At 68.8% G+C, this 11,850-nt stretch carries 9 protein-coding genes; 2 read left to right on the top strand and 7 right to left on the bottom strand.

The window, feature by feature from the left end; translation table 11 throughout:
* Window positions 1-15: 15 nt before the first annotated feature.
* The 6 genes from QW863_RS31215 to QW863_RS31190 are packed head-to-tail and all read right to left on the bottom strand — an operon-like array spanning window position 16 to window position 8,629.
* Window positions 16-1,098 carry a M48 family metallopeptidase gene (locus tag QW863_RS31215; RefSeq protein ID WP_315715398.1) on the bottom strand — a complete coding sequence of 361 codons (1,083 nt, stop codon included), beginning with the start codon at window positions 1,096-1,098 and terminating at the stop codon, window positions 16-18.
* A complete protein-coding gene (locus QW863_RS31210) occupies window positions 1,099-2,289 on the bottom strand; it encodes a vWA domain-containing protein (RefSeq protein WP_315715399.1) in 1,191 nt (396 codons plus the stop codon).
* On the bottom strand, window positions 2,286-4,667 hold the full coding sequence (locus QW863_RS31205) for a DUF5682 family protein (protein WP_315715400.1): 2,382 nt from the start codon (window positions 4,665-4,667) through the stop codon (window positions 2,286-2,288). The genes QW863_RS31210 and QW863_RS31205 overlap by 4 nt, the downstream gene beginning before the upstream one ends.
* Window position 4,668: 1 nt before the next feature.
* Window positions 4,669-5,772 (bottom strand): AAA family ATPase, encoded by a 1,104-nt coding sequence (locus tag QW863_RS31200; protein WP_315715401.1) that lies wholly within the window; start codon window positions 5,770-5,772, stop codon window positions 4,669-4,671.
* Between the two features lie 29 nt (window positions 5,773-5,801).
* Window positions 5,802-7,196 carry a DUF5691 domain-containing protein gene (locus tag QW863_RS31195; RefSeq protein ID WP_315715402.1) on the bottom strand — a complete coding sequence of 465 codons (1,395 nt, stop codon included), beginning with the start codon at window positions 7,194-7,196 and terminating at the stop codon, window positions 5,802-5,804.
* 2 nt (window positions 7,197-7,198) lie between these two features.
* Window positions 7,199-8,629: an SWIM zinc finger family protein gene (locus tag QW863_RS31190; RefSeq protein WP_315715403.1), complete on the bottom strand. Its 1,431-nt coding sequence runs from the start codon at window positions 8,627-8,629 to the stop codon at window positions 7,199-7,201.
* Window positions 8,630-8,675: 46 nt separating this feature from the next.
* Here QW863_RS31190 and QW863_RS31185 point away from each other — a divergent pair, with 46 nt between their 5' ends.
* Both QW863_RS31185 and QW863_RS31180 read left to right on the top strand, forming a co-directional pair.
* Complete coding sequence (locus tag QW863_RS31185; RefSeq protein WP_315715404.1) at window positions 8,676-8,927, top strand: hypothetical protein; 252 nt, start codon at window positions 8,676-8,678, stop codon at window positions 8,925-8,927.
* A 588-nt stretch (window positions 8,928-9,515) separates the two neighbouring features.
* Window positions 9,516-9,839, top strand: coding sequence for a hypothetical protein (locus QW863_RS31180; protein ID WP_315715405.1), 324 nt, complete (start codon window positions 9,516-9,518; stop codon window positions 9,837-9,839).
* Between the two features lie 102 nt (window positions 9,840-9,941).
* On the opposite strand, the gene QW863_RS31175 is transcribed toward QW863_RS31180, so the two are convergent.
* Entirely contained in the window at window positions 9,942-11,498 is a 1,557-nt protein-coding gene (locus tag QW863_RS31175; RefSeq protein ID WP_315715406.1) for a glycosyltransferase family 39 protein, read from the bottom strand.
* Window positions 11,499-11,850 lie beyond the last annotated feature (352 nt).

Below are 11,850 nucleotides of genomic sequence, written 5' to 3'. Positions count from 1 at the left end.
CAGGTATGCTGAATATCAGCCTCCAAGACGGACCCTGGTCTGTGCCAATTTGCGCCACTCGGCGTCGAGCTGGGCCGAAAGGTCGCGCGCCGCATCCGGTGAGAGCAGTCGCTCGATGGCCGGGGCCTCGATCGGATCGACTGCGGGGAGCGTGGCACAGCCGAGATTGGCAAGGCTCGCACGGAGCGGCGGGTGGGTCGAGTTCGGGTCCTCCATGGACTCCTCCTCGATCGTCTTGGCCGCAGCAGCGGTGAGCGCATCATGGTCGCGGATGTCGACGAGATGGGTCGACATGCGCTGCAGCGGCGTCGCCGGCAGGCTGATGGCGCCGAGCATGTCGGTCTCCAAGGGAGAGAACACCAGCTTGCGCAGTCGCGCCACGCCACCGGCGATCAGCACGAGCGATCGCGCCATCTCGGATGGTCCCATAAGCGCGGCCGCGCGCCGGTCGGCGGCCAGCTCATTCTGACGTGAGAGTGCGAGATACTCCCTGTTGACCCATCCAAGCACTGCACGCAGCAGCCGTGCTGCAATCCGGCCGGTGATGGTGCGATCGGGGTTCGCATAATGCAGAACGTTCTCGCAGGCGCGCAGAAAGTCGAACAGATTGCCGGCCCCGGTGATGTGACGCAGCTCGGCATGGGCAACCTCGTGGGCGATGGTGGCGCGGATGGCCCGCTCGTCGAGGATCATCAGCAGCGGCAGTCCGACGGTCATCGTGACGTGCTGGCGGAAGATGCCGGCATAGCCGCGCGCTTCGCTGATCGACGCATTGAACTCGGCGTCGAACCGCAGCGTGCGCGCCGGCTTGGCGAAGGCTGGATCGAGCTCCTGCCAGATCCGCCAGAGCGCGGGCGCCATTGCTTCGTCCAGGACGTTGCTCCGCTCGCGCCGGGCCGGCACGAAAAGAATTCCGAGCGCCAGCGCGACGGCGGCCGCGACCACGCAGAACATGATGGGGGCGGTGATGAGCGCAATTCTCGTGTAGTCGTCCAGCGTGATCAGCCAGATGAACAGCAATCCGGCGGCCAGCGCGACGACCGGCAGAACAGCGTAGCGCCCGAGCAGCAGGATGCATGACAGAACGAGACGCTTCATTCACACGCCCGGTACGCCGTCCTCCGGCCGCACCAGCTTGATGTCCTGTGCTGCGGCCCACGACCAGATGTCCTGGCGCTTCAGCGCGGTTGCCATCAACTCCGGAAACTGATGCGGCGTGCAGGCGAACACCGGACAGCCGAGCGCGGCCAGGATCGCGGCGTGCTTGGCGTCGTAGGCCGGGCGGCCGTCGTCGTTGAGCGCGAGCAGCACGATCAGGTTGACGCCCGACGACACCAGCGCCCTGGCGCGGGCCAGCATCTGCTCGGCGATGCCGCCCTCGATGAGGTCGCTGATCAGCACCATGTGCGTGCGCGCCGGCTCGCGCACCAGGCGCTCGCAATAGGCCAGCGCCTGGTTGATGTCGGTGCCGCCGCCGAGCTGCACCGAGAACAGCACCTCGACCGGATCGGCCAGCTCCTCGGTGAGGTCGATGATGTTGGTGTCGAACACCACGAGCTTCATCGCGATCGCCGGGATCGAGGCCAGCACCGCGGCGAAGATCGAGGAGTAGACGACGGAGGTGCCCATCGAGCCCGACTGGTCGACGCACAGGATCACCTCCTCAAGATTGGTCCGGCGCGCGGCGCGCGCGTGCCCGATCAATGTCTCCGGCACGATGGTGCGATGCTCGGCCTGCCAGTGGCGCAGGTTCTTGCCGATCGTGCGCGGCCAGTCGATGTCGCCGGCGCGCGGTCGGCGGGTGCGGCGGCGGCGGTCGACCGCACCGCGGATCGTCTCGGTGGTGCGGGCATCGAGCTTTTCCATCAGCTCCTTGACGACCTTGGCGACGACTTGGCGCGCCGTCGACTTGGTCTTCTCCGGCATCACCGAGCGCAGCGCCATGAGGTCGGCGACGAGATGCACGTCGGCTTCGAGGGCTGCGAGAAACTCAGGCTGCAGCAGCATCTCCTTCAGGCCGAGCCGCTCGAAAGCGTCCTTCTGGATCACCTGCACGACCGGTGCCGGAAAGAACTCCCTGATGTCGCCGAGCCAGCTCGCGACGCGCGGCGCCGAGCCGCCGAGACCGCCGCGTCGGCCGCCGCCGCGCTTGCCGCCGGAGCCGGCGTCATAGAGTCCGGCCAGCGCCGCATCGAGGCGCCGATCGCGATCGGACAGGCCGGCCTGGTCGTCGCCGCCAAGCACGAGGCGCCAGCGGCGGTTGCGCTCGGCATCAGCGTCGTCGCTCATCGATTGGCCTCCTTGATCGGCCGGTCGGCGCCGAGGATGGTCAGCAGCAAGGGCACGGCCGCGTCGAAGCCGGCGGCGGTGGCCGGCAGCGGCGCGGGCGGCAGCAGCGGGCTGGCGTCGGAGGTGGAGCCGACGGCCAGCGGCCGCTGCCTGGCCAGTTCGTCCAGCAGGCGCCGCCGCTCGTTGCGGTCGAAGCTCGCGAAGGCACGGCGCATCACCGGCAGCAGGTTGTTGAACGCCTCGTCGTCGATCGCAGCCAGCCAGCCGTCGATGATCCGGCGCAGCATCTGGTCGTGCAGCAGCACCTGGCCGCTCTGGCCGAGAAATCCGTCGAGCCAGTCGCCGGCCTCCAGCGTCGGCACGCTGTGGGACAGCGCGCGCGACAGCGCCAGCGCGGTCTGCTCCGGTGACACGATGCCCTGATCGTACAGCACGCGGTTCGCCAGGCCCTTCAACAGCGGATGCGCCGCCGCATCGGCGGCGACGTGCAACAGCGCGCGGCTCCAGCCGTCGCGCAGGCCGCGATCCTCGATCAGTCCGATCGCGACGTCGAGCCGCGCCAGCCTGCCGCGGAGATCGGCGGCGACGTCGGCCTGCAGGCTGCGGCAGGCATAGACGAGGCCGGCACAGATCGCCTCGACGAGGCTGGTCACCAGCAGGCGCAGCGTCTCGGTCGGCAGCGCCCGTGCGGTGCCGTAGCGCAGGATTTCGGCGAGCGGCGGCACGGCCTCGGTGAGATCGGCAACATCGCTTGTCGCGGCCGAGCGTTGCTGCAGCAGCGCGATCGTCGTCTCGGCCGCCTCGCTCAGACCCGCTTCGAGACAGCCGCGCACGATGGCCGCGACGGTGTTCAACGAGGTCGCCGCCTGTGCGTTGGTGACGGCGGCATTGCCCGCAGCCTGCGCGACGGTGGTGCCGTGCACCAGCGCCTCGACGAGACGCACCGAGAATTCCGGCTCCCAGCGCAGGCGCCAGTTCTCGCGAAAGGTGCCGCGGCTCTGTCCCGATCCCTGCAACCGTCCCCACGGCACCTGGATCAGGCCCAGCCGGTGCAGGAGCTGCGACTTGGCAAGCCCGGCCTCGCTGCGCAGGTCGAGCGCGATGTCGGTGTCGAGAGCCTCGGGCTTCAGCTTCAGCTTGCGCTGCCAGCGCGCGAGATCGGCGGCGAGCGGCATCTGCGGCACGCTGTCGTCGATCTCGCCGACACGTTGCCCGATGATGAGCTGCTGCTCGATCAGGCGGAACGGCGCCGTCTCGCCCTCGCAGAGCGTCGCAAGGCTCGCCTCGCGCATCTCGGCCAATCCCGGCAAAGCGACGTCGCGCAACGCGGCCAGCGTGATCGCGAGCCGGGACGCCTCGATGACAGATGCCGTCGATGCCGGCCGCCCGTTCCGCCGCAGCAGCTCCGCGACACGGGCCTGCCAGCGGGTCGTGAAGCCGGTGGCGTCGAGCGCGGCGGCCTGGCCGTGCTGCAGTCCCTGCCACAGATGCGCGTACCAGCCCGGCGAAATTACGCCGGCGCCATAGCCGGACGCGGCGGCGAGGCGCGTCTCCGTCCACGGCACCCAGGTGGCGGTGACCTTGACCTGCGGCAGCCCCTTCAGCAGCGCGCGATCGTCCTTCAGCGCCACTTTCCGCCGCAGCGCCGGCACGTGCCAGGCGCCGCAGATGACGGCGACGGCCCCGTCCTGCTCGCCGAGCGCCGCCGCGATTTCCAGGCGCATATGCGCTTCGCGGCGCAGCTCGCGCTGGGCTTCATCGGCAGGCTGGTAGGGCAGCGGATCGATCTTCTCGCGCAACGCCGCGATCGCGGCTTCCAGCGCGGCAAAGATCTCCGGCCCATGCGCCCCCTGTTCGACGATCGCATTCCACCAGGACTCGCTGTCGTCATAGCCGGCAAGGGTGGCGAGATAGGCCAGCGGATCGCGCCGGATCTGCGCCAGCTCAGGATCGACCGTGTCCGGCTCATCTGGCGCAGGCGCACGAGTGTCCTCCGGCGCGGCCTCGCTTTCATTGCCCTCCGGCTGCTTCGGCTTGGCCCGCTCGGCGAGGCGGTACGACGCCGGCAGGTCGATGAAGCGGACCGGCCGTCCCCTCGCCAGCGCCCAGCGGATCGCCTGCCATTCGGGCGAGAACAGCGCGAACGGAAAGAAGCTCGCATTGGCGGCATCGTCCTGGGCGTGGACCAGCAGCGCGATCGGCGGCACCATCGCGGGCGAGGCGGCGAACGCGATCAGCTCATCGGCATCCGGCGGTCCTTCGATCAGCACCACGGCCGGATCGGCCGCGTCGAGCGCTGATAGCACGGCGCGCGCCGATCCCGGCCCGTGATGCCGGATGCCGAGCAGATGCAGGCGATCGTGCTGCGGCGCGGCCATGTCAGATCACGTCGCGGATCGCGCCGTACAGATCGGCCCACGGCTTGCGGTCGCGCACCACCGTCTCGAGATATTCCTGCAGCACGACCTTGTCCTGCACCGGATCCTTGACGATGGCGCCGACGAGGTTCGCCGCCATGCTCTGCGCATCGATCACGCCGGAGCCGAAATGGCCGGCTTCCGCCCAGGCGCCGATGGTCACCGCGATGGCCTCCGCCGTCGACAGCGAGCCCGACGGCGACTTCAGCTTGAGCCGGCCGTCGAGCGTCTGGCCGTCGCGCAGCTCGCGGAACACCGTGACGATGCGCATGATCTCCTGGTCGGCCGGCGCGATCTTCGGCAGCTCGAGGCCGCCGCCGATTTCGCCGACGCGCTTGGTGACGATCCTCACCTCCTCATCGAGGTCGGCCGGCAGCGGCAGCACCACGACGTTGAAGCGCCGCTTCAGCGCCGAGGACAATTCGTTGACGCCCTTGTCGCGCGCATTCGCCGTCGCGATCATGTTGAAGCCGCGCCGGGCGTGAACGGCGTCGTTGATCTCCGCGATCGGCATCAGCTTCTCCGACAGCACCGTGATCAGCGTGTCCTGCACGTCCGACGGCATGCGGGTCAGCTCCTCGAAGCGTACGATCCGCCCCGCTTCCATCGCGCGCATCAAGGGCGTCGCCACCATGGCCTCGCGCGAGGGGCCCTTGGCGAGCAGCAGCGCGTAGTTCCAGCCGTAGCGGATCTGGTTCTCGTCGGTGCCGGCCGTGCATTGCACGATCAGCTCGGACGAGCCGGAGATCGCGGCGGCGAGATGTTCGGAGACCCACGACTTCGCCGTGCCGGGCACGCCGAGGATCAGCAGCGCGCGGTCGGTCGCGAGCGTCGCCACCGCGGTCTCGATCAGCCGGCGGTTGCCGATATATTTCGGCGTGATCTCGACGCCCGATTTGGTGCGGCCGCCCATCAGATAGGTCACGACCGCCTGTGGCGACAGCCGCCATTGCGCCGGCCGCGCCCGCGTGTCCTCCTGCGCCAGCGCCTCGAGCTCGTGGGCATGCAATGCTTCCGCGGAGCGGCGCAGCTGGCCGTCGCTTGGGCTCGCATCAGCGTTTGTCATGGGCGTGCTCCGGACTGTTTGATGGTGCGTTACGTCGGCAACGCGAGAACGAGGTCGGTGAAATCCTTGGCCGCGCGCGCGGTCGCGGGGGACAGCGGGGTGAGCGTGGCGACGAAGGCGGGCATCGTCGCGCGCGGCATCAGCGCAGCCATGAGCACCAACCGGCCGTCGTCCTTCTGCGCCGCCGGCGTCGTCGCGTCGGCGAGGTCCTGAATCGCCTTCTGCCAGGCCGGCGATGCGAGCACGCGTTCGGCGACCTGCGGCGCGAGCGGCTGGCGGGCCTTCGCCGCCAGGGACATCAGCGCATATCCGTGCAGTGCGTCACCGCCGCAGAGGCGCGAGCCGATGATGCGCAGCACGGTGTCGTCATCGCCCTCGGCCGCGGCGGCATCCATCAGCAGCGTGAGCACGCGGTGCTCGGACGGCGGCAGTGAAGCGATCAGCGCCTCGGGCGGCGCGCCGACCGCCGTGGCGAGCGCGGTGAGCCGCAGCCCGCCGAACAGCCGCTCGCGCAACGCCTCGGCCTCCTGCCATTTCAGGCCGTCGGCCGGCAGCTTGAAGGTCACTGTCGACGCCGCGCCGAGGCCGATCTTGGCCAGCAACGAGCCCGCGCGCTGGAAGCACCGCGCGGCCTCGGTCAGCCGGGCGCCGTGCTCGGTGCGTTCGGCGATCCGGGTCAGGAGCTGTGCGGCGATCTGCTTGACGCTGTCGGCGCGATCGGCGCTCAGGCTTTCCAGAAACGGCCGGTCATCGGAGCCGAGGCCGACCATCAGTGCATCGAGCAGCGCAGCGCGGACCGGCGCGGGCTCGCTCTTCCAGACCGATTCGATCAGCGCGCGGCCGTCGGCGGGATTGTTGCGGCGCTGCTCCGCCACGAAGGCGCGGCGCTGCGTCTTCGGGAAGGTGGTCCAGTTCTCCATGGTGATGCGTTCGAAGAACAGGCCCTTGGTGGCATCGTCATCGGCGTCGGAGGCGATCAGCGCCAGATAAGCGCGCTCGGCGAGGCCCTGGTCCTCGGCATTGGCTTTGATGTGCGGCACGAAATCCGGCAGGTCGAACGGATGCAGCCGGCAGCCGGCGGCCTGGATACGGCGCAGCGCGAGCGGCAAGGCGCTCGACGCCAGCGACTTCTCGACGCTGCGCGCCAATGCCTTGAGCGCGCGCCGCGCCGCCTCGGGCAGGATGGGCCGCGCGTCCTGGTGCAGCCGCAGGGCGGCGTCCGGGACGGGATCGGCGACAGGCGCCGCGGCGCCGGCGAAGCGCTGCCATTGCGCGGCCAGTGCAAGGAGTGGCAGCGCAGGCTCGCGTCCGTGTGGCAACAGTTCGGCCAGCGCCGGCGGCGTCGTCAAGGGCTGCCGCGCCAGGCCAAGCAGGAAGGATTGGCGCAGGCGGGCATGGCTCTGGGGATCGATCGCGCTCGCCATCGTCAGCCCTCGTGATGCCAGCGGCCGAGCGCCGTTTCGGCGGCCAGCACCTGCGCAATGCGGCCGTCCCACAGACACAGCAGCGACAGGTCGTCGAGGCCGAGCAGCGGCGTCAGTTGGTCGAACTGGCCGCGCTCCACCGCGATCGCAGCTCCGGCCTTGTCGGCGATGACGAGCGCACCCTTTCCCGCGGTGTGAAGCGTGACGCCCGCGAGCAGCAGCGGCCAGCGATCGAGCCACGGCAGCGCGGCGAGCCGCGCCGTGTAGTCCTGCAGCGCTGGGGCGAGCCCCGGCAATGGCTGCGGCCAGGTCGCGGTCGCCGCCGTCTTGCGGCTCGCCAGCAGCCCGCGCAACGGCGCGGCCGACGGATAGAACACGACCTCGCCGTCGATGATCTCCCCCGGCGCGAACGGAAATCCGGCGCCGCCGCCGGACACCGGCACAAAATCGATCAGCACCGCGGCGCGCGGCTGGCCGGGGTCATCGCCCGTGTTGACGAGCCACGTCTCCAGCCTGCGCAGCTTGTCCGGCTGCACTTCGGACAGGTTGGCGACAACGATCCACACGCTGCTCGCGCGCGGGGCCGTGGCGTCCGCCAGCAGCTCCTCGCGGCGCAGCGACCAGCCGACCGCGCGTCGGACATCCTCGCGCAGCGGTGCCGGCAGCCGGTCCTGATGCCGGTAGGCCGAGGCGATCAGGGACATGGTGCCGAGCTGCTCGATGGCGAGATCGGCGCGGCGATCCTCTCCGACGCGAAACAGTTCGGATGAGAGCTGGTCGAGCCGCGCAGCGAGGCCGCCGGCCTTGGCGTCGACCAGTCGCGTCGACAGCGTGCGCGCGGCGGACGCGGCGCGGGCGGCGAAATCGGCAAGCCCCTGGTTGAGCTGATCCGCGATCCAGCGCTCCAGCTCGTCGAGTCCGGCGAGGATCGCCGCCTCGCGCTCGGCCCTGATCCGCTCGCGCTGCGCCTCGGCGCGCGCGGCAGCCTTTGGGTCGGCGGGAGCAATCGTCGCGGCCTCTGCCAGGGCAGCATCGAGCGACGGTGGCGCGCCCGCATCGTCGCCCTCCGGCTTGGGCTTGCCCGGCGCGCGGCCGCTCGCGCCGCGCCGCCGCGCGCTCCAATCCTCGACCCATTGCGGCGGGCTGGTGGTCTCGAACCGCTCGGGCTTGTCGACCCGTTGCCACAGCACCGCCAGCACGTGCTTGCAGGGAAACTTGCGGCTCGGGCAGGTGCATTTGTAGCCGCTGCCGTCGGCCGCGGCGACCACGCGATACGGCGTCGCGCCGGAGCCCTGGCATTCGCCCCACAGCACCTCGGCATCGCTGCTCGCGGCCAGCATTGGCCAGTTGGCAGGCTTCACGAGCTTCAGCGCTGCGGCGAGTGAGGCCTGATCAGGCGCGAGCCCTTCGATTCGTTCGCGTGTCAGAGACACCCACTCTCCCAACCGGCTGATCGCGCGATGCCGCACTCCCTAGCAGATGGCGGCGGAGCCGCACAACAATTCCAGCGCGATGCCTGCTGATTTCGCTTCGCGTCGCACGGGAAAGAAACTGAGCGATCTGCGCAACGCTCGTCGCGTCACGCGCACGCCGGCGGAACTGCGGAGTTTCCTGGGCGGGCATGAGGCGGGCGGCGATATCTCCGACGCCGCGGTGAGCTCGCGCGCCGGACGCTCTGAAATCGCCGCCGCTCATACGGAACTACATCGCCGTTGCGCCGTCGGAACGTGAAGCACCGCAGCGCGCCGTCGGGCCCGTTGTCTTCCATCACATCGAATCCCGCTGCTCGCGCGCGCTGTGTTCAGCACGGAGGCCATCAGCACGGCCGGCCTTGGAATTTTTCCCGGCCATGCACTGGTGAGATGCCCGGATCATCCGCGTCGTACTGTAATCCTGCGGTAAGGCCGTGACGCTAGCTTCAACGCGTCCTTGATCGAGGTCACATCGGTTTGCCATCGACAGCGTGCCATGATGAGCATTGCTCGCCGTCTCTCGATGTGGCGTTCGATCGGAAGGACATTGGAGCGCCGCCGCAGACCCGAAAGCCCGGCCTGATCAGGTCGGCTCCGTCCCACCTGCGGCACCTTCCATCATGATCTGGCGCCGCATGGCTTCGAACGTCGTCGGAGTCCAGTGAGCAGGCCGTTCGGTTTGTGTCCCAGCCCCACACGTCCGAACGGCCTGCCATGATGGAGCTCGCGGCGGTGCTCGCGCTCACATGCTCGTTGTGCATCTGCCATCCGCCGTCTGTAATGATGCGGTAAGCCGCAGACACGAGTCTCCCGCAGCGACGGCCGAGCCGATCGCAAGGAGAACCCAATGAAACGAATTTGCGCGCTCATGATCATGGCCTCGACCATCGCAGGCACGATCGCCACGCCGGCCAACGCTGGCGGGAATCGCGGAGCGGCGGTCGCCGCCGGCGTCGTCGGAGGTCTGGCGATCGGAGCCCTGATCGGTTCGGCGGCAACCGCCCGTTCCGCGCCCACCTATGTCTACAGCTACGACGACTATCCGCCGCCGCGGGTCGTCTATCGTCGTCACCGCGTCTATGAGTACGACGCGGAATACGGCAACTATGGCGACGGCTATTTGTCCGGCTACCGGGACGGCTATTCCGACGGATCCTGGGACAACGACTGAGACCGCCGCCCGAGCGCAAGGTCCCGCCGACGCGGGACCTTGTCCTTGATCCGAATGTTCGGATCCGCTGACGAGGCTGCCGCGTGCGGCGTTGCCTCAACCCTATGGTTCCTTCCGCCGTGTCACCAGGAATGCCACCACCGTTCGTGTGCATCCTGTCCAGCCGAGCAGCCGCGCCTGCACCGCGAACTCGCGCTTGACGTAGGTGCCGGATCGGGCGGCCACCGCTTCCGCGGCGCCGATGCAATCCGCCTGGTCACGGAAGCACAACGAAATCCAGCCTTCGCTGCCAGAGTCCGCACCGGTCTCGTGGATCGAGACGGGCAGACCGTAAGCGGGATGATCAGCGCTGTAGAAGGCGGTTGCGAGCGCGAGACTCTCGGTGCCGCCGACATGCTCGAGCGGCTTCCCCGTCAACTCCCGCCATTGGCGCGTCGCTTCCCGCGCGGTCTGCTGGTAGAAGGTGCGACCTTCCTCATAGCCGTGCCTATTGCGGTAGAAGGCGTGGAGCGGCGCCGCGACGATCGCAGCCAGGACGGCGATCCCGACCGTCAGCACCGCGATGTTGACGGTGTGGAAGCGCGCGATCGGATAGCTTGCGCCGCAGACGATCACCACGACGAACAGGAACAGCCCCTGCAGCGCCCATAGCGACGGCAGGTCGGTGCCCATGATCAGCGCGTTGATGACGGGCAGGCCGACCGTGCCGATGGCGATATAGGACAACAGCCGGAGGCCGCCGTTCAGCGCGGCCATCTCCGTGGTGAAAGACCTGATCCTGGCGCCGGCGACGATCAGCCAGGTGGCAGCCGGAACGGCCATCGCGGCCGCGAGCCCCAGCACGAAGAACAGGGCATCCCGCGACGATGTCGCCAGGGTGGAGCGCGCGTGCATCAGCGCGTGCTGGATGGGCGCCGCGTCATGTCCGACGAGCCAGTCGAGATGCATCGACAGCGCGGCGAGGCCTGCGGCCGTGGAGATCCATGGCGACGCCGAGGTGAAATAGGCGCGTCGCTGCGGATGCGCCATGGCGGCGAATGCGAAGCTCACCACCAGAAAGATCGAGTAGTACTTGCCGAGCAGCGCGAGCGCGGCCGTCAGGCCGGCGGCGGCCGCCCAGGGCAGCGTTCGCGTTTCGAACGCGCGCAGGAAGCAGTAGGTGGCGAGCGGCCACGTCGCCAATTGCACCGAGTTCGCGTTGAAGCGCTGGGCGTGAAACTGATAGGCTGGCGTCAGCATCAGCAGCAGCAGCACGATCACCCGCTTGTCCCCGACGACGAAGCGGCGCGAAATCAGGTCGACGAACCACAGCGCCAGCGCCGCATTGGTCATCGCCATCAGGTGGAACGACCAGTCGGAAAGAGGGAAGACGGCGGTCCAGGCACCGGCGATCCAGCCCATCAGCGGCGGATGCTTGTCGTAGCCCCAGGCGAACTGCCGTCCGAATGTCCAGGTCTCGATCACGTCGGGATGCAGGCCGGCGCCGGCGTAGGCGATCGAGAGATAGGCCGTCCACACGGCCACGAAGCACACCAGCAGCAGCGGCACGGCCCAGCCGGCCTCGATGCCGTCGAGCCAACGCAGGAACGGACGGCGCCAGGCCGCCGGATGACAGTCCGACCGTTCGGCGACGGTCGAGAACGCAAAGCCATGGAACATGTCGATGTTGATCAATGATGAGGCGACGGATGTGACGCGCGATCGGCAGCCGCGGCCGACAAGAATGGCCGATCGCCCGGTGTGTCCGGTCGATCATGCGGCAGGCTTCATGCGGGCGAATCCTCGGCGCGTATTTGAATGCCAGTCTAGGCCGAGACGATTACGAAAGGCTGACGTCGAAAATCGGATCATCGCGGCATGGCACGTCATACCACTGCAATCGCGCCGGCCGAGAAGTCGTTCAGCTTGCAACTGAGATATCGCGATGGAGGCTCGATCAGCCCTGGCAGAACGGCTCGACTTCGATTGAGCGCTGAAAAAAACAACGGTACCACAATGCCGCCGACGTAAT

This window comes from Bradyrhizobium sp. SZCCHNR1017, assembly GCF_032381375.1.
GTDB lineage: Bacteria > Pseudomonadota > Alphaproteobacteria > Rhizobiales > Xanthobacteraceae > Bradyrhizobium.
Note: the sequence above shows the minus strand (reverse complement) of the source record. Positions and strands in the feature narration are given on the sequence as shown.

Coding starts and splice junctions, on each gene's coding strand:
- QW863_RS31210 (WP_315715399.1), bottom strand. CDS start 2,289: ATGAGCGACGACGCTGATGCCGAGCGCAACCGCCGCTGGCGCCTCGTG.
- QW863_RS31185 (WP_315715404.1), top strand. CDS start 8,676: ATGGCGGCGGAGCCGCACAACAATTCCAGCGCGATGCCTGCTGATTTC.
- QW863_RS31215 (WP_315715398.1), bottom strand. CDS start 1,098: ATGAAGCGTCTCGTTCTGTCATGCATCCTGCTGCTCGGGCGCTACGCT.
- QW863_RS31205 (WP_315715400.1), bottom strand. CDS start 4,667: ATGGCCGCGCCGCAGCACGATCGCCTGCATCTGCTCGGCATCCGGCAT.
- QW863_RS31175 (WP_315715406.1), bottom strand. CDS start 11,498: ATGTTCCATGGCTTTGCGTTCTCGACCGTCGCCGAACGGTCGGACTGT.
- QW863_RS31195 (WP_315715402.1), bottom strand. CDS start 7,196: ATGGCGAGCGCGATCGATCCCCAGAGCCATGCCCGCCTGCGCCAATCC.
- QW863_RS31180 (WP_315715405.1), top strand. CDS start 9,516: ATGAAACGAATTTGCGCGCTCATGATCATGGCCTCGACCATCGCAGGC.
- QW863_RS31200 (WP_315715401.1), bottom strand. CDS start 5,772: ATGACAAACGCTGATGCGAGCCCAAGCGACGGCCAGCTGCGCCGCTCC.